The organism is Chromobacterium sp. CCUG 30098 (assembly GCF_059916605.1).
Genome location: NZ_JAUCGS010000003.1, coordinates 308,597 through 325,140 on the forward strand (window position 1 = coordinate 308,597; position 16,544 = coordinate 325,140).

The window sequence follows — 16,544 nt, forward strand, 5'->3', positions numbered from 1 at the left end:
GGCGTGTTTGCCCATGAACAGTTGCAGGGCGGCCAATTCAGCCTAGTTCCAGATCGACGCCGTTTAAGCTGAATGTCATGTTTTGTCGGACGGGCCTGATCCGAAGGACAGGCGCGGCCGGCCGCGCCCCGGCTTGCGAGCCCGGATGTCGGCGGCGGCCGCTTTCCGGTATGCTTGCCGTTTTGCCGTTTCAATACGCTGAACCGAACTATGCACATCCATATCCTGGGCATTTGCGGCACCTTCATGGGGGGCATCGCCGCTATCGCCAAACAGGCCGGTCACAAGGTCACCGGCTGCGACGCCAATGTTTACCCGCCGATGAGCACCCAGCTGGAAGCCATGGGCATCGAGCTGATTCAGGGCTTCGGCGCGGAGCAGGCCGATATTGGCGCGGACATCTTCGTGGTGGGCAATGTGGTGACGCGCGGCAAGCCGCTGATGGAGGAAATCCTCAACCGCGGGCTGCCGTATATTTCCGGCCCGCAGTGGCTGGCGGAAAACGTGCTCAAGGATTTGTGGGTGCTGGCGGTGGCCGGCACCCACGGCAAGACAACCACCAGCTCGATGCTGGCCTGGATACTGGAGGACGCCGGCCTGGCGCCGGGCTTCTTGATCGGCGGCATTCCGCAGAACTTCGGCGTGTCGGCGCGCCTGCCCGGCGCGCCGCGTCAGGACGCGGCCAGCGTCAGCCCCTTCTTCGTGATTGAGGCCGATGAATACGACACCGCCTTCTTCGACAAACGTTCCAAATTCGTCCATTACCGGCCGCGCACCGCGGTGCTGAACAATCTGGAGTTCGACCACGCCGACATCTTCGCCGACCTGGCGGCGATAGAAATCCAGTTTCATCACCTGGTGCGCACGGTGCCGGGCCAGGGCCTGATCGTCAGCAACGGCCGCGAGGCCAGCCTGGATCGGGTGCTGGAACGCGGCTGCTGGACGCCGGTGGAGCGCTTCGGCGCGGACGCCGGCTGGCAGCTGGGTGCGGCGGAGGCCAACGGCCACTTCGACGTGCTGCTCGACGGCCGGCTTCAGGGCCGGGTGCGCTGGGATCTGATGGGCGAACACAATCGTCTGAACGCGCTGGCGGCGATCGCCGCCGCCCGCCATGTCGGCGTGGCGGTGAACAGCGCCATCGACGCGCTGTCGCGCTTCCAGAACGTCAAGCGGCGTATGGAAGTGCGCGGCGTGGCGGCCGGCGTCACGGTGTACGACGACTTCGCCCATCATCCCACCGCCATCGCCACCACCCTGGCCGGTTTGCGTCACAAGGTGGGCGGCGAGCGCATCTTGGCGGTGCTGGAGCCGCGCTCCAACACCATGAAGCTGGGCACGATGAAGGCGGCGCTGCCGGCCTCTCTGGCCGACGCCGATCTGGTGTTCTGCTCCGCCGCCAATCTGGGCTGGAATCCCGGCGAGGCCTTGGCCGAGCTGGGCGAGCGCGCGCAGACCTTCAACGATTTCGACGCGCTGCTGCAAGCGGTGGCCGCCGCGGCCCGTCCCGGCGACCATGTGCTGGTGATGAGCAACGGCGGTTTCGGCGGCATTCACCAGAAGCTGCTGGAGCAACTGGCCGCGCGCGGGGCGCAGGCATAAAGAAAGGGGTACTGGTTTCCTTTGTCTTGGCGCGAGAGATCGTAAATATGTTTTTAGAACTTGTTTACGATCTCTACGGTAAAGCCCCAGCGTTCGTTCCGTAGCCGAGGTGTATTGAAGGTGTTGATCATTCCTGAAGCAGCTCGGTAATTTGGCGGCGCAGCCATATCTGTGCGGGATCGCCATGAGTTCGCTCGTGCCAGATCATCGACAGAGAAAACATATCGACCTTCAGTGGTAACTCCACCAGTTCGAGTGGGGCGCATTGCGCAATGTGGGAGGCCAGCCGCCTGGGCAGGGAGAGCACCAGATCGCTCTCCGCCACGATCATTGGAGCAACCAAGAAGTGTGGCAGGCGCACTGCGACTTGGCGGCTCTTTCCTTGGCTGGCGAGAGCAGTATCGATCATGGCATTCCCCTGCCCGGTGATGGTGACTACCACATGGGATTGTGCAGCGAACTTTGCTAGCGTCAGTTGGGAGGACAGGATCGGGTGGCCGCGTCGAACCACGCAGACTAGGTCCTCGTCGTAGAGCCAGCGTCGATAGAATCCTGCAGGCAGTTGCCCGTCCTCGAACACGCCCAGAGCAATATCCGCATCTCCCTGGCCAACGGAGCTGATGTTGTTGCCGTTGGGGGCAGGGACTTCCAACTTTACCCCAGGCGCATCTTTTTCGATGTGTCCAACCAGTGTGGGCAACACTATTGAAGCGATGTGATCGAGACACGCGATGGTGAAGCGGTGCTGCGTAGTGGATGGCTCGAATCGCGGAGGTGCCACGATGATGCGGACATCTTCCAGCACTCTTGTCACGAGCGGCTCCATGGCCAGCATTCTAGGTGTGGGCTCGACGCCGTTCGGTGTACGAATGACCACCTTGTCTTTGAACAGCAGGCGTAATCGGCCCAGCGCGCGGCTGGCCGCAGGCTGACTCAAATTCAGCCTGGCACCTGCTCGGGTGACGTTGCGTTCACGCAGCAACGCGTCAAGGAACTTCAGCAGGTTCAGGTCGATAGAACTGATATCCGATTTTTGCATATATAGGTTTCACTTCATGCATTTGACGAATGATATGTCAGTGTCGACAATGGTGCCACGTTGAAAAAATCACCGACAAATAGAGGCTGTCACTATGAAACGATATCCATTGTTGATAGCTATCTTGGGATTGGCTTTGATGGCTCCGGTACTGCCTTCTTTCGCCAGCACACCAAGCGAGCACGAGGCTGCCATCAAGCAGCTCCCCAGCGTGTACCGGCTAGCGCTGGGCGACGCCAGGGTCACCGCGCTGTCGGCCGGAACTGTGGATTTGGACTTGCATAAGCTATTGCAGGGCGCCGCACCGAAGCGTATCGATCAGCTTCTGGTGCGAGGCTTTCTGGAGAATCCGGTGCGGACGTCGATCAACGTCTTCTTGGTTGAAACCGGCGGGCGTCGCGTGCTTGTCGACACAGGAAGCGGCGAATTGTTCGGAGGCAATGTCAGCCGATTGATGGAAAGTCTGACGGTGGCAGGTGTCCAACCCGATCAGATTGATGACATTCTGATTACCCATGCCCACCTCGACCATATCGGCGGGCTGGTGCTGGGGGGGGAGGCTGTCTTCCGCAATGCGACCATACACATCAGCGAGGCTGACCTGGCTTTCTATCTGCAGCCGGTACGTTCCTCGGTGCCTCATGCGGATGCTGGGTCGTCAGAAATTGCCGAGAAAATGCTGCGTCCCTATGTCAATGGAGGAAAAATCAAACTATTCTCAGGCGCGTCCGAAGTGGTGCCCGGCATCACTGCAACCGTGTACAGAGGCCATACGCCAGGCAGTGCGGTTTTTACACTGGAGCGCGAGAACAAGAAGATCCGCTTTGTGGGAGACATGATTCATTCCACCATCCAGTTTGATGACCCAGCGCTTACAATCGGTTTCGATACGGATTCTTCGCGGGCTCGGACCGTACGCAAGCTGTTTTTCGCCAAGACCGCCTCTGAACGGTCCCTGATGGCCGGCCCCCATCTGCCCTTTCCCGGCATTGGTCACCTCCGGAAATCGGATGGAGGATATGTCTGGGTGCCTGTTCACTATGATGATCGTCCGTTGGCGCTTTTGCCATAGAGGAGGTTCCAAGTTTTTCATGGAGCCTGTTGCCAAGCCAAGCCAGAGGGGGTGTTTCCCTCTGGCTTGGGCTGCTGCGCTCGTCTAGATTGTGGACTTTTGCCATCTCGCGGGCATCATGAAAAACTTTGAACAGGAGCTTAGAGCCTGTTCAACGTCTCATGAGCAAGAGTGGGACAAGGCGAAAACGGCTGAAGACGCGGAATGTCAAGTGGTCCATGAATATTCGAGCCTGTACTCGTCGTGATGAAACACAGTAGGTTTTGAACAGGCTGTTAGCCGCGCAATTTGGCGGCGATGCCGGCCACGCGCTGGCCATAGGCCTTGGCGGTGTCCAGATCGCCTTGCGGGATTTCGTCGACGCTGGCGTCGGACGGGGATTGCACCAGCAGGCCCACCGAGCCGCCCAGGTTGTTGATGTCCTCGCGGCTGGCGTTCTTGGCGTTGCTGGGCAGCAGGCCCAGGCTGACCCACAGACCGCCGTGCTGGGAAGCCAGGGTTTGCAGATAGATCAGCGACACCTGCTTGTCGCCGTTCAGGCTGGCGCTATTGGTAAAGCCGCCGAACACCTTGTCCTGCCAGCCGCGGGTGAACCAGACCTTGGAACTGGCGTCGGCGAATTTCTTGAACTGCCAGCTCGGGCTGCCCATATAGGTGGGCGAGCCGAAGATGATGGCGTCGGCGCTGTTCAGCAGATCCCAGGCGCCGGCGGGCAGATTGCCCTCGGCGTCGATGGCCAGCAACTGCGCACTGGCGCCGGCGGCGACATGCTGGGCCACTTGCTGGGTGTGACCGTAACCGGAGTGATAAACGACGACGACTTTTGCCATGACGGGCCTTTCATATTGCCGTGAATGAAGAAAGGCCTGCCGCGCGGCAGGCCTTTGCCCAGTATTGGCGATGATGAAGAATTGAAAAAGCGCCGCCGGGTGAATTAATTATTTAGCTGAATTAAACAATCCCATCGGTTTGCTGCGTTGCGGGCCCTGCGTCCGAAGAGCGGTGTTTTACCGCGCAGAACACATAAAAACGCCCACGGTCGTGGGCGTTTTCTCGGCGTGAACGGCGGCGGTTTAGTGGAACTGCTCTTCCTCGGTGGAACCGGTCAGCGCGGTGACGCTGGACTGGCCGCCCTGGATCACGGTGGTGACGTCGTCGAAGTAGCCGGTGCCCACTTCCTGCTGATGGGACACGAAGGTGTAGCCGCGTTCGCGAGCGGCGAACTCCGGCTCCTGCACTTTCTCGACATAGGCGGACATGCCGCGGGCAACATAATCTTGCGCAAGGTCGTACATGTTGTACCACATATTGTGGATGCCGGCCAAAGTGATGAACTGGTACTTATAGCCCATCGCGCCCAGCTCGCGCTGGAATTTGGCGATGGTGGCGTCGTCCAGATTCTTCTTCCAGTTGAAGGACGGCGAGCAGTTGTAGGCCAGCAGCTTGCCCGGATGCTTGGCGTGCACCGCTTCGGCGAACTTGCGCGCGAACTCCAGATCCGGAGTGCCGGTCTCGCACCAGACCAGATCGGCGTAGTCGGCGTAGGCGATGGCGCGGCTGATCGCCTGCTCCAGACCCTTCTTGGTCTTGTAGAAGCCTTCGGCGGTGCGCTCGCCGGTCAGGAAGGGGCGGTCGCGCTCGTCGCAATCGCTGGTCAAGAGATCGGCGGCTTCGGCGTCGGTGCGGGCGATCACCAGGGTGGGCACGCCGTAGACGTCGGCGGCCAGGCGCGCGGCGATCAGCTTCTGCACCGCTTCCTGAGTGGGCACCAGCACTTTGCCGCCCATGTGGCCGCACTTCTTCACCGAGGCCAGCTGGTCCTCGAAGTGCACGCCGCCGGCGCCGGCACGTATCATCGCCTTCATCAGCTCATAGGCGTTCAGCACGCCGCCGAAGCCGGCTTCGGCGTCCGCCACGATGGGGGCGAAGTAGTCTATGAAGCCGGCGTCGCCCTGGGCCACGCCCTTGGAATGCTGGATTTCGTCGGCGCGGGTGAAGGCGTTGTTGATGCGTTCCACCACCTTGGGCACCGAGTCAACCGGATAAAGCGACTGGTCCGGATACATCGCCGAGTATTCATTGTTGTCTGCGGCCACTTGCCAGCCGGACAGATAGATGGCCTTGACGCCGGCCTTGACCTGCTGCATGGCCTGACCGCCGGTCAGCGCGCCCAGACAGTTGATGTACGGCTCGCTGTGGAGCAGGCCCCACAGCTTGTCCGCGCCGTTGCGCGCCAAGGAGTACTCAATCTGCAACGAGCCGCGCAGGCGCTCCACATCGGCGGCGCTGTAGCCGCGCTTGATGCCTTTCCAGCGGGGATTCTCGTTCCAGTCTTTCTGGATGGCTGCAATGCGTTGTTCGCGAGTCGTCATGCTAAAACCCTTCTCGATACGTTTCTGTGCGCGCCGGCAGACGCCGGCGTCCTCATTAAGCGATCTGGCTATCCGGTTTTCCGGATTTTCTTGCGGTCGGCCCTCATGGGGCCGGCTCGGCATGTCCGCCGTGTCAGCCTTGCGGATAGCGGCTGTTCGGGCGGAGCACTTGCGGGTGTGGCTCAATTATTAGCACAAATAAAAACGCTTGTGTGCAGTGCAGCACAAAGAAAATGTTTGATTTTCAAAAGCTAACAGCAACTTTCCTAAAACGAATATTGCGACTCGCTCAAGCGTTTGCTTTTAGAAAATAAAAGTCCGCAAACGCACATCGGGGTTTGGGACGCCTAGGATGACGGTCTGAAGCCGTTCAGTCGTTCTCAGGGCTTGAATTCCGCGACGAAGCCCCTACCTTGAGTCGGGACTATTCGTACCGCTGAATCCAAATCCGAGGAATCGCCATGCAGGACAAGCAAAACATCGCGGCAGACGCCGTGGACAATGACAATATCGACGCGACGGTGGCGGAGCAGGCCGTAGAGCAAGAGCTGAGCGCGGAGCAACGCATCGCCGCGCTGGACGCGGAAGTGGCCGAACTGAAGGACGCGCTGCTGCGCGCCCGCGCCGATCTGGAAAACCAGCGCCGCCGCGGGCAGGAAGACGTGGCCGCCGCGCACAAATACGCAATCTCCAAGTTCGCCGGCGAGCTGGTGTCGGTGAAGGACTATCTGGAAATGGCGCTGCTGGACCAGAGCGGCCAGATCGACACCCTGAAGATGGGCGTGGACATGACGCTGAAGCAATTGGTGTCCGCCTTCGACAAGGCGCAGATCAAGGACATCGCTCCCCAGACAGGCGACAAGCTGGACCCGCATCAGCACCAGGCGATGAGCGCGGAAGAGGCCGACGCCGAACCCAACACCATCGTGCGCGTGATGCAAAAAGGCTACCAGATCTCCGATCGCGTACTGCGTCCGGCCATGGTCGTGGTCGCCAAGGCAAAAGCATAAAAAAGGGCGGCGTGCTCCTCTTGAAATAATGGGCATAGCCAATACCTATTGAGACAACAGGCGGTCGCTATCGAACAAATGGCCGCTGAAACGAATTGAGATAAAGGAACTTCGACATGGGTAAAATCATTGGCATCGACTTGGGCACCACCAACTCCTGCGTATCTGTCGTGGAGGGCGGCGCGCCCAAGGTGATCGAGAACGCCGAAGGCGCTCGCACCACTCCGTCCATCATCGCCTATATGGACGATGGCGAAATCCTGGTCGGCGCGCCGGCCAAACGCCAGGCGGTGACCAACCCGCGCAACACCATTTACGCCGCCAAGCGCCTGATCGGCCGCCGCTTCGAAGACAAGGAAGTGCAGAAAGACATCGACCTGATGCCTTTCGAAATCCTGAAAGCCAAGAACGGCGACGCCTGGGTCAAAGTGCGCGACCAGGAACTGGCTCCGCCGCAACTCTCCGCCGAAGTGCTGCGCAAGATGAAGAAGGCCGCGGAAGACTATCTGGGCGAGGAAGTGACCGAGGCGGTGATCACCGTGCCGGCCTACTTCAACGACAGCCAGCGTCAGGCCACCAAGGACGCCGGCCGCATCGCCGGTCTGGAAGTGAAGCGCATCATCAACGAACCGACCGCCGCGGCGCTGGCTTTCGGCCTGTCCAAGCAGGAAGGCGACCGCAAGATCGCGGTGTACGACCTGGGCGGCGGCACTTTCGACGTGTCCATCATTGAAATCGCCGACGTGGACGGCGAGCATCAGTTCGAAGTGCTGTCGACCAACGGCGACACCTTCCTGGGCGGCGAAGACTTCGACCAGCGCGTGATCGACTACATCGTGACCGAGTTCAAGCGCGAACAGGGCGTGGACCTGAAGAACGACGTGATGGCGCTGCAGCGTCTGAAGGAAGCGGCGGAAAAGGCCAAGATCGAGCTGTCCAGCGCGACTCAGACCGAAGTGAACCTGCCCTACATCACCATGGACGCCACCGGCCCGAAACACTTGGCGATGAAGATCACCCGCGCCAAGTTCGAAAGCCTGGTGGAAGACCTGGTCGAGCGCTCCATCGAGCCGTGCCGCGTGGCGCTGAAGGATGCCGGCCTGTCGGTCAACGAAATCTCCGACGTGATCCTGGTCGGCGGCCAGACCCGCATGCCCAAGGTGCAGGAAAAAGTTAAGGAGTTCTTCGGCAAGGAGCCGCGCAAGGACGTGAACCCGGACGAAGCCGTGGCCGTGGGCGCCGCGATCCAGGGTTCGGTGCTGTCCGGCGACCGCAAGGACGTGCTGCTCTTGGACGTGACCCCGCTGTCGCTGGGCATTGAAACCCTGGGCGGCGTGATGACCAAGCTGATCCAGAAGAACACCACCATCCCGACCAAGGCGTCGCAGGTGTTCTCCACCGCCGACGACAACCAGACCGCGGTGACCATCCACGTGCTGCAGGGCGAGCGCGAAAAGGCTTCCGCCAACAAGAGCCTGGGCCAGTTCAATCTGGGCGACATTCCGCCGGCGCCGCGCGGCATTCCGCAGATCGAAGTGGAATTCAACATCGACGCCAACGGCATTCTGCACGTGTCGGCCAAGGACAAGGCTTCCGGCAAGCAGGCCAACATCACCATCCAGGCTTCCTCGGGCTTGTCCGAAGCCGAGATCCAGCAAATGGTGAAGGACGCCGAGGCCAACGCCGAGGAAGACAAGAAGCTGCACGAGCTGGTGACCGCCCGCAACCAGGCGGAAGGCCTGATCCACAGCGTGAAGAAATCGCTGGCCGAGCACGGCGACAAGATCGACGCCGCCGAGAAGGCCAAGATCGAAGACGCGGTGAAGGCGGCCGAGGAAGTGGCCAAGAGCGAAGACAAGGCCGAGATCGAAGCCAAGACCGAAGAACTGGCCAAGGCCAGCCAGAAACTGGGCGAAATCATGTACGCCCAGGCTCAGCAGGCTGAAGCCGGCGCCCAGCAGGGCGGCGCGGACGCTCAGGCCGGCAAGCAGGAAGACGGCAACGTCGTCGACGCCGAGTTCGAAGAAGTGAAGAAAGACAAGGCTTAATCGCCAGCCGATGTCTTGACGCCTGATGACCGGGCCGGGCCCGCCGGAGTGTTCCGCGGCCCGGACCGGTCATTGGCGTATGGTGGCCGGCCGCGCTAGGGGGCTTGCTTCCCGAGCCGACTGAATTTGAGAGAGACAGGAACATGTCCAAGAAAGATTACTACGATGTGTTGGGCGTCAACCGCGACGCCTCCGACGACGACATCAAAAAGGCTTACCGCAAGCTGGCGATGAAGTATCACCCGGACCGTAATCCGGACAGCAAGGAAGCGGAAGAGAAGTTCAAAGAGGTCAAGGAAGCCTACGAGATTCTGTCCGACAGCCAGAAGCGGGGCGCTTACGACCAGTTCGGCCATGCCGGCGTGGACCCGCAGGCCGGCGCCGGCGGCGGCGCGGGCTTTGGCGGTTTCGGCGACTTCGCCGACATTTTCAGCGATATCTTCGGCGGCGGCCGCTCCGGCGGCGGCGGAGGCGGGCGTTCCAACGTCTATCGCGGCGCGGACCTGCGCTACAACATGGAAATCTCGCTGGAAGAGGCGGCCCGCGGCTGCGAGAAGCAGATCCGCATCCCTTCGCACGAAGAATGCGAAGTCTGCCACGGCAGCGGCGCCAAGCCCGGCACCCAGCCCAAGACCTGCTCCACCTGCGGCGGCCACGGCCAGGTGAGGATGAGCCAGGGCTTCTTCTCCATTCAGCAGACTTGCCCCACCTGCCACGGCACCGGCAAGCAGATTACCGATCCCTGCACCAGCTGCCACGGCGCGGGCCAGAAAAAGACCAACAAAACGCTGAACGTGAAGATTCCGCCCGGCGTGGACGAGGGCGACCGCATCCGTCTGTCCGGCGAAGGCGAGCCGGGCCAGAACGGCGGACCGTCCGGCGACCTTTACGTGGTCACCCACATCAAGCCGCACGCGGTGTTCCAGCGCGACGGCATGGACCTGCATTGCGAGATGCCGATCTCCTTCTCCACCGCGGCGCTGGGCGGCGAAGTGGAAATCCCGACGCTGGACGGCATGGCCAAGGTCAAGATCGCGGGGGAAACCCAGAGCGGACGCGTCTACCGCTTGCGCGGCAAGGGCGTGAAAGCGGTGCGCGGCACCGATTACGGCGATCTGCATTGCCATGTGGTGGTGGAAACTCCGGTCAAGCTGACCGAACGTCAGAAAGAGCTGCTGCGCGAATTCGACGCCATCAGCCAGGGCGACGTGGCCACTCACAATCCGCGCTCCAAGTCCTTCATGGACAAGTTGAAGGATTTCTTCGGTTAAGACGTCTCTCAGCGACCCTCGCGGTCGCGGACGACAAAACGGCAAGCACGCGCTTGCCGTTTTTTTGTTGGAACATAAATATTTTTGGTGGTCAACTATTTTTGAGTAACTTGTTGTAATGAGCGATTTTTTAAAATGAATTATCTGGAGGGTTCCGGTATCCGGCCTTATCTTGGTGGGGCTCCGGAACCCCGCTCCGGAGCGAAAACATAAAAATTATCCGGGCCACCCTGCATCAGCGCGGTGAGCTTGGCTTCGCTCAAAGGAGAATGTCATGGAAGATTTGGTCAACGCCGTCAACGGCGTCATCTGGAGCCCGGCGCTGATTTACCTATGTCTGGGCGTGGGTCTTTACTTGTCCGTGCGCACGCGTTTCCTGCAATTGCGCCACTTCCGGGAAATGCTGCGCCTGATGTTCAATACCGAGAGCAGCGCCAGCGGCGTGTCCTCGTTCCAGGCGCTGGCGATGACGCTGGCCGGCCGCGTCGGCACCGGCAATATCGCCGGCGTCGCCACCGCGATCACTTTCGGCGGCCCGGGCGCCATCTTCTGGATGTGGATGGTAGCCTTCCTCGGCGCCAGTTCGGCCTTCGTCGAATCGACGCTGGGCCAGGTCTACAAGGAAAAGATCGACGGCCAGTATCGCGGCGGACCGGCTTTCTACATCGAGAAGGGTCTGGGCTTGAAGTGGTACGCCTGGCTGTTCGCCATCACCACCATCGTCGCCACCGGCGTATTGTTGCCGGGCGTGCAGGCCAATTCCATCGCCGCCTCGCTGAACACCGCCTTCGGCATCGCGCCCACCGTCACCGCGGCGGTGCTGGCCATCATTCTGGGCTTCATCATCTTCGGCGGGGTCAAGCGCATCGCGCTGTTCGCCGGCGCGGTGGTGCCCTTCATGGCCTTGGGCTACATCATCGTGGCCTGCGTAATCATCGCCTTGAACATCGAGCAGCTGCCCGGCGTGATGGCGCTGGTGCTGAAAAGCGCGTTTGGCATGGAGGCCGGTTTCGGCGCCATTCTCGGCCTGGCCATCCAGTGGGGGGTGAAGCGCGGCGTGTATTCCAATGAAGCCGGTCAGGGCACCGGCCCGCACGCCTCCAGCGCCGCGGCGGTGTCGCATCCGGCCAAACAGGGCCTGGTGCAAGCCTTTTCGGTCTATATCGACACCTTGTTCGTTTGCTCCGCCACCGCCTTCATGCTGCTGATCACCGGCCAATACAATGTGCAGGGTCCGGAAGGCCAGGCCATGTACACCGGCATCGCCGGCGTGGCGGCGGGGCCGGGTTATGTGCAGATCGCGATGGAAAGCATCATGCCGGGCTTCGGCTCCATCTTCGTGGCGCTGGCGCTGTTCTTTTTCGCCTTCACCACCATCGTCGCCTACTACTACATCGCCGAAACCAATATCGCCTACATCAACCGCAAGATTCAGCTGCCCTGGCTGAGCTTTGTGCTGAAGATCGCCTTGATGGCGGCAACGGTGTACGGCACGGTCAAGACCGCGGATCTGGCCTGGGGTCTGGGCGATATCGGAGTCGGCCTGATGGCCTGGCTCAACATCATCGCCATCGTCTTGATGCAAAAACCGGCGCTGGCCTGCCTGCGGGACTATGAGGCGCAGAAAGCGCGCGGCCTGGACCCGGTGTTCCATCCGGAAGCGCTGGGCATCGTCAACGCCGCCTACTGGGAAGGACGGCGCGCGGAGGACAATCTGGCCGCGGAATTGGCGGCGCAGTCCGGCAAGGCCGCGGAGGAAGGCGAGCTGGCGCCGCGTAAGCGCTGAGCTCAGGAGAACGCGGACGGCGGCGGTTTCCGGCGCTGTCCGCAAAGCCGGCGTGCAAAATCCAGAACACTCTGTTTTGCCGGCCGGCATCCGCTGCGGGTCGGCGGCAACAGGCGTACAATGGCCGGGCTAATCCTTCTAATGGAATTGTCATGATTTTCGCCAATCGCTATTTTCCCGCCACCCGCATGCGCCGCATGCGCAAGGATGAATTCTCCCGCCGCCTGATGCGTGAAAACGTGCTGACCGCCAACGATCTGATCTATCCGGTATTCGTGATGGAAGGGCAGAACCGGGTGGTGGAAGTGCCGTCGATGCCGGGCGCGCCGCGCCAAACGCTGGACAAGCTGCTATACACCGCCGAACAGGCGCTGGAACTGGGCATCCCGATGCTGTCGCTGTTCCCGGTGATCGAATCGGGCAAGGACAATAGCGCGCAAGAGGCCTACAACCCCGAAGGCCTGGTGCCGACCGTGGTTCGCGAATTGAAGAAACGCTTCCCCGAGCTGGGCGTGATGACCGACGGCGCGCTGGACCCGTACACCATTCACGGCCAGGACGGGGTGATGGACGAGAGCGGCTACGTGCTCAACGACGAAACCACCGAAATCCTGATCAAGCAAGGCCTCTGTCACGCGGAGGCCGGCGTGGACATGTTCGGCCCGTCCGACATGATGGACGGACGCATCGGCGCGATCCGCGAGGCTTTCGAGGAGGAGGGCTTCATCCACACCAAGATTCTGGCGTATTCGGCCAAGTACGCGTCCGGCTTCTACGGCCCCTTCCGCGACGCTTTGGGTTCATCCGGCAATCTGGGCAAGGCCGACAAGAACAACTACCAGATGGACCCGGCCAATCTGGACGAAGCGATCCAGGAAGTGGCGCAGGATCTGGAAGAGGGCGCCGACGCGGTGATGATCAAGCCGGGCATGCCCTATCTGGACGTGATCCGTCGAGTGAAAGACACGTTCCGGGTGCCGACCTTCGCTTATCAGGTGTCCGGCGAGTACGCGATGTTGAAGGCCGCCTTCCAGAACGGCTGGCTGAACGAGGAAAAGTGCATGCTGGAAAGCCTGATCGCGTTCAAGCGCGCCGGAGCGGACGGCATCCTGACCTATTTCGCGCTGGACGCGGCGCGTTTGCTGCACCAACGCTGAGCGCAGGCGGACAAGCCATCGCGCCCCGGCTCAGGCCGGGGCGTTTTGCATGGGAGCGGACATGGATTTGATGCATTCCACCCTGTTCTGGATTCTCATCGCCGCCGCGCCGGCGGCGACGGCGCTGGGCATCCTGATCCGGCTGTCCCGGCGTGAGCCGCCGCCGGATCTGCCGCCCGGGGTCAAGCCCTTGGGCTGGGACGACGAAGACGAGGAAGACGACGACAAGGCGCCGCCGGCGGCGGGCGGCTAGTCGAAGCGCCAGCTGGCCATGGACAGATTGCCCATGCGCCAGTCGTCGTGCAGCTTGAGCGCGGGCGCGCCCGGGGTGCCGGCGCCCAGCGCCACCCACAGCGGGGCGATGTGTTCGTCGCTGGGATGGTTGTGGCGCGGATAGGGCGCTTGCTGCAGCCAGTCGGCCAGCGTGTCCCGGGCGTCGTTCAGCAACTGCTGGTCCAGCCAATCGCGGAAGGCCAGCGCCCACGGCGCCGGCGCCGAGCCTTCCGGGGCCAGCGCGCGCAGATTGTGGGTGTAGCTGCCGGAGGCGATGATCAGGACGCCTTCGTCGCGCAGCGGGCGCAGCGCCTCGCCGATGCGCATCAGTTCAGCGGCCGGCGCTTGATGCGGCAGCGACAGATTGACGATGGGGATGTCCGCCTGCGGGTACATCAGCATCAGCGGCGTCCAGGCGCCGTGATCCAGTCCGCGTTGTTCGGTGCTCTGCGCCGGCAGTCCGGCGGCGGCGAACAATTCGTGCAGGCGCGCGCAGAGCTGCGCATCGGTGCGGGCCGGGTAATTCAGCTGGTACAGGGCCTCGGGAAAGCCGTAGAAGTCGTGGATGGTTTCCGGGTTTGGCTTGTGGTTGACCACCAGGCCGCGGGTTTCCCAGTGCGCGGAAACGATGACGATGGCGCGCGGGCGCGGCAACTCCGTTCCCAGTTGGGCGATGAAATGGCGGCTTGGGCTGTCTTCCAGCACCAGGGTGGGGGCGCCGTGCGAGATGAACAGCGCAGGTAGGCGAGCAGTCATGGCTGAAGCTTTCATTCAAGAGATGGCTTCAGCTTAAGCCACGGCGATTCTCTGATAAACCGCAGTTTATTGGCTTTATTGTTTACTCGTTGGAAACAATTTGGCGATGCGGCGGCTCGTCTTGCAAAGGGACGGCCTATTCCGGTTTTAACTCAATCCGCCAAGCAGGATGGCACAGCCGGCAATGAAGATGAGGATGCCCATGATGCGCCGCCAGTTGCGCTTGCTCTGCCTGTCGCTCAATGGCTGCCGTTTCAACCTTCTCAGCTGTTGTCGATACATGGTCATTTGACGCTCCTATATTTTAATGATAATCATTCTTGTTTGAATGTCAAAATAAATGCTCGCGCAGGAGCGGCCGCTGTGGCGGAAGGCTTGAAACGGGGGCGTCGAAGCCGTGGGCCGGAGCGGAGGGGAAAGGCGGAATCCTTCGCTCCGTCAGGGGGCCGTAAGGCGGTATCAGGGCTTTGTTGGCCGTTCTTATTGCAGCCAGGCGAAGCCGGCCCATACTTCCAGCCAGAGTGCTTGCCAGTCGAATGTTTTCATTGCGATCTCTCTTGCTAAGGTATGCGGAGTATCGCTTAAGGCTTTGTATTTGTTAAATTGATTGTTTTTGCTTGCTGCTTAGCTGATTGCTATGAGGCTTGCGAACGGAGCGATGAAGAGCCGCCCCCGCAAGCGTGAAGCGCTTGCGGGGGCGGGAAGGCTCGGCGAGCCGGTCCAAGTCTCGCTCGTCAGAGCGAGACAAGGCCTTGCGGTCAAAGAGTTGGGCGGCGCACGCTGCATGCGAGCATGTCGCACTCGCCGTGCTTCGCCTCGGCGCGCGCGGCGAGCATCGAACCCTCTCTTAGTCCCAGGGCACTTCCGCCGAGTTTTCGACGACGACGGCGGGCTGCTTGTCCTGCGCCGGGGCGACAGCCGCCGGGCTGGTCGCTTCTTCCAGGCCGCCCAGCGCGGCGACCAGCGCGTCCACCAGTTCGCCCAGTTCTTCGCTCATCAAGGTGAAAGTGGCTTCGAACAGGCTTTCACGGTCATCGCCGGCCTGGCTGGCTTCGTCTTGCAGCAGGTCCAGGAACTGCAGCCGCTTCAGCTGCAGCATATCGGTCAGCTGGAAGCGGATCTTTTCCTGCCAGATCAGGCCAACCCGGGTCACTTGCTTGCCGGTGGCGATGTGCTGGCGGATCTCGTCCGCGGTCAGGTCGATGCGCGCGCAGCGCACCACCGCGCCGTTTTCGCCGCTGTCCTTGAGCTCGCAATCGGAATCCAGCTCAAAGCCGGCCGGCGCCTCGCCTGCCGCCAGCCAGTCCGTCATCGCGGTGTGCGGGGCGATCTTGGTGCGCGGCAGCGCGGCGGGGAAGGGCGGCAGCGCTTCGCGCAGCTTGGAGACCAGCGCCTCCGCCTTGCTGGCGGCTGCCGAGTCCACCATCAGCCAACCGCGGCGGGTGTCCAGATAGGCGCTCATCCGGCTGCTGCGCACGAAGGCGCGCGGGAGCAGGTCGTCGGTGATCTGCTCTTTCAGGGCCAGCTTTTCCTTGCGGCCCACCTTGCGCAACTCCTTGTCTTCTATCTCGGCGACTTTCAAATCGACGAAGTCGCGGATCACCGAGGAGGGCAGCACTTTGTCCTCGCGGCGCAAAGACACCATCTGGCAGCCGCGCACGGCGTAGACCGGCGCCTCCAGGTGGCCGGCGGCGGGCACCCAGCCCTCGCTGAACCAGTCCAGTCCCATGCAATGCTGGAATGGACGCTTTTCCAGCGCGGCGGAAAGCTGTTCGTTGTTAGGGGCGTCGTCTTGATTCAAACGGTAAAAAGATAGTTGCCTAAACCACATATTTGTTCCATAATGCGCGTCCTCTGATGCCACAGATTGTACCGCAGCCAAGACAGCAGCGGGGTGGTTTTCGGACAAGCTTGAAGATGGTCGTCGGAGTGTAGCTTAGCCTGGTAGAGCGCTACGTTCGGGACGTAGAGGCCGGAGGTTCGAATCCTCTCACTCCGACCAGTCAATTAGAAAAAGCTTGTCAGAAAGCATCGGATGTAGTAAATTTCTGCTCCTCGGCGCTTGGCGCTGAAGGCAGTAAAACGGAGTGTAGCTTAGCCTGGTAGAGCGCTACGTTCGGGACGTAGAGGCCGGAGGTTCGAATCCTCTCACTCCGACCAG

At 61.4% G+C, this 16,544-nt stretch carries 14 protein-coding genes and 2 tRNA genes; 10 read left to right on the plus strand and 6 right to left on the minus strand.

Annotation, left to right across the window (positions count from 1 at the left end; translation table 11 throughout):
* Positions 1 to 210: 210 nt before the first annotated feature.
* Positions 211 to 1,599, plus strand: a complete 1,389-nt coding sequence (gene mpl, locus QUG03_RS09655; RefSeq protein ID WP_500819906.1) for a UDP-N-acetylmuramate:L-alanyl-gamma-D-glutamyl-meso-diaminopimelate ligase — start codon at positions 211 to 213, stop codon at positions 1,597 to 1,599.
* Between the two features lie 127 nt (positions 1,600 to 1,726).
* Here mpl and QUG03_RS09660 read toward each other — a convergent pair whose 3' ends face one another.
* Positions 1,727 to 2,638, minus strand: coding sequence for a LysR family transcriptional regulator (locus QUG03_RS09660; RefSeq protein ID WP_500819907.1), 912 nt, complete (start codon positions 2,636 to 2,638; stop codon positions 1,727 to 1,729).
* Positions 2,639 to 2,732: 94 nt separating this feature from the next.
* Between QUG03_RS09660 and QUG03_RS09665 the strand changes: the two genes are divergently transcribed.
* Entirely contained in the window at positions 2,733 to 3,710 is a 978-nt protein-coding gene (locus tag QUG03_RS09665) for an MBL fold metallo-hydrolase (RefSeq protein ID WP_500819908.1), read from the plus strand.
* Positions 3,711 to 3,985: 275 nt separating this feature from the next.
* Here QUG03_RS09665 and QUG03_RS09670 read toward each other — a convergent pair whose 3' ends face one another.
* Together QUG03_RS09670 and aceA are read right to left on the minus strand one after the other, a co-directional pair.
* Positions 3,986 to 4,540, minus strand: coding sequence for a flavodoxin family protein (locus QUG03_RS09670; RefSeq protein ID WP_107798306.1), 555 nt, complete (start codon positions 4,538 to 4,540; stop codon positions 3,986 to 3,988).
* A gap of 243 nt (positions 4,541 to 4,783) precedes the next feature.
* The gene (aceA, locus tag QUG03_RS09675) at positions 4,784 to 6,082 is read right to left on the minus strand and encodes an isocitrate lyase (RefSeq protein ID WP_019101049.1); all 1,299 of its coding nucleotides are present in this window, start codon (positions 6,080 to 6,082) and stop codon (positions 4,784 to 4,786) included.
* A gap of 461 nt (positions 6,083 to 6,543) precedes the next feature.
* Between aceA and grpE the strand changes: the two genes are divergently transcribed.
* The 6 genes from grpE (at position 6,544) to QUG03_RS09705 (ending at position 13,607) form a co-directional block, all read left to right on the plus strand.
* Complete coding sequence (gene grpE / locus QUG03_RS09680) at positions 6,544 to 7,092, plus strand: nucleotide exchange factor GrpE (protein ID WP_253314286.1); 549 nt, start codon at positions 6,544 to 6,546, stop codon at positions 7,090 to 7,092.
* 116 nt (positions 7,093 to 7,208) lie between these two features.
* Positions 7,209 to 9,140, plus strand: a complete 1,932-nt coding sequence (gene dnaK, locus QUG03_RS09685; RefSeq protein WP_107798308.1) for a molecular chaperone DnaK — start codon at positions 7,209 to 7,211, stop codon at positions 9,138 to 9,140.
* A gap of 143 nt (positions 9,141 to 9,283) precedes the next feature.
* Positions 9,284 to 10,411: a molecular chaperone DnaJ gene (dnaJ, locus tag QUG03_RS09690; protein ID WP_107798309.1), complete on the plus strand. Its 1,128-nt coding sequence runs from the start codon at positions 9,284 to 9,286 to the stop codon at positions 10,409 to 10,411.
* A gap of 274 nt (positions 10,412 to 10,685) precedes the next feature.
* Positions 10,686 to 12,197: an alanine/glycine:cation symporter family protein gene (locus tag QUG03_RS09695; protein ID WP_500819909.1), complete on the plus strand. Its 1,512-nt coding sequence runs from the start codon at positions 10,686 to 10,688 to the stop codon at positions 12,195 to 12,197.
* A 152-nt stretch (positions 12,198 to 12,349) separates the two neighbouring features.
* Complete coding sequence (gene hemB, locus QUG03_RS09700; protein ID WP_500819910.1) at positions 12,350 to 13,354, plus strand: porphobilinogen synthase; 1,005 nt, start codon at positions 12,350 to 12,352, stop codon at positions 13,352 to 13,354.
* 61 nt (positions 13,355 to 13,415) lie between these two features.
* Positions 13,416 to 13,607, plus strand: coding sequence for a hypothetical protein (locus QUG03_RS09705; protein ID WP_107798312.1), 192 nt, complete (start codon positions 13,416 to 13,418; stop codon positions 13,605 to 13,607).
* Here QUG03_RS09705 and QUG03_RS09710 read toward each other — a convergent pair.
* From QUG03_RS09710 to QUG03_RS09720, 3 genes are all read right to left on the minus strand, one after another.
* A complete protein-coding gene (locus QUG03_RS09710) occupies positions 13,604 to 14,383 on the minus strand; it encodes a DODA-type extradiol aromatic ring-opening family dioxygenase (protein WP_227107143.1) in 780 nt (259 codons plus the stop codon). The genes QUG03_RS09705 and QUG03_RS09710 overlap by 4 nt on opposite strands.
* 147 nt (positions 14,384 to 14,530) lie before the next feature.
* Positions 14,531 to 14,671 (minus strand): hypothetical protein, encoded by a 141-nt coding sequence (locus QUG03_RS09715; protein ID WP_235084170.1) that lies wholly within the window; start codon positions 14,669 to 14,671, stop codon positions 14,531 to 14,533.
* A gap of 559 nt (positions 14,672 to 15,230) precedes the next feature.
* Positions 15,231 to 16,214, minus strand: coding sequence for a recombination-associated protein RdgC (locus tag QUG03_RS09720; RefSeq protein ID WP_500819911.1), 984 nt, complete (start codon positions 16,212 to 16,214; stop codon positions 15,231 to 15,233).
* A gap of 94 nt (positions 16,215 to 16,308) precedes the next feature.
* Between QUG03_RS09720 and QUG03_RS09725 the strand changes: the two genes are divergently transcribed.
* Positions 16,309 to 16,385: transfer RNA gene (locus QUG03_RS09725), tRNA-Pro, on the plus strand.
* A gap of 81 nt (positions 16,386 to 16,466) precedes the next feature.
* Positions 16,467 to 16,543 (plus strand) — tRNA-Pro (locus QUG03_RS09730).
* The last annotated feature ends 1 nt before the right edge of the window (position 16,544 follow it).

What these genes read in the sequence shown, in the direction of transcription:
- mpl (WP_500819906.1), top strand. Translation starts at nt 211, where the DNA reads ATGCACATCCATATCCTGGGCATTTGCGGCACCTTCATGGGGGGCATC.
- QUG03_RS09660 (WP_500819907.1), bottom strand. Translation starts at nt 2,638, where the DNA reads ATGCAAAAATCGGATATCAGTTCTATCGACCTGAACCTGCTGAAGTTC.
- QUG03_RS09665 (WP_500819908.1), top strand. Translation starts at nt 2,733, where the DNA reads ATGAAACGATATCCATTGTTGATAGCTATCTTGGGATTGGCTTTGATG.
- QUG03_RS09670 (WP_107798306.1), bottom strand. Translation starts at nt 4,540, where the DNA reads ATGGCAAAAGTCGTCGTCGTTTATCACTCCGGTTACGGTCACACCCAG.
- aceA (WP_019101049.1), bottom strand. Translation starts at nt 6,082, where the DNA reads ATGACGACTCGCGAACAACGCATTGCAGCCATCCAGAAAGACTGGAAC.
- grpE (WP_253314286.1), top strand. Translation starts at nt 6,544, where the DNA reads ATGCAGGACAAGCAAAACATCGCGGCAGACGCCGTGGACAATGACAAT.
- dnaK (WP_107798308.1), top strand. Translation starts at nt 7,209, where the DNA reads ATGGGTAAAATCATTGGCATCGACTTGGGCACCACCAACTCCTGCGTA.
- dnaJ (WP_107798309.1), top strand. Translation starts at nt 9,284, where the DNA reads ATGTCCAAGAAAGATTACTACGATGTGTTGGGCGTCAACCGCGACGCC.
- QUG03_RS09695 (WP_500819909.1), top strand. Translation starts at nt 10,686, where the DNA reads ATGGAAGATTTGGTCAACGCCGTCAACGGCGTCATCTGGAGCCCGGCG.
- hemB (WP_500819910.1), top strand. Translation starts at nt 12,350, where the DNA reads ATGATTTTCGCCAATCGCTATTTTCCCGCCACCCGCATGCGCCGCATG.
- QUG03_RS09705 (WP_107798312.1), top strand. Translation starts at nt 13,416, where the DNA reads ATGGATTTGATGCATTCCACCCTGTTCTGGATTCTCATCGCCGCCGCG.
- QUG03_RS09710 (WP_227107143.1), bottom strand. Translation starts at nt 14,383, where the DNA reads ATGACTGCTCGCCTACCTGCGCTGTTCATCTCGCACGGCGCCCCCACC.
- QUG03_RS09715 (WP_235084170.1), bottom strand. Translation starts at nt 14,671, where the DNA reads ATGACCATGTATCGACAACAGCTGAGAAGGTTGAAACGGCAGCCATTG.
- QUG03_RS09720 (WP_500819911.1), bottom strand. Translation starts at nt 16,214, where the DNA reads ATGTGGTTTAGGCAACTATCTTTTTACCGTTTGAATCAAGACGACGCC.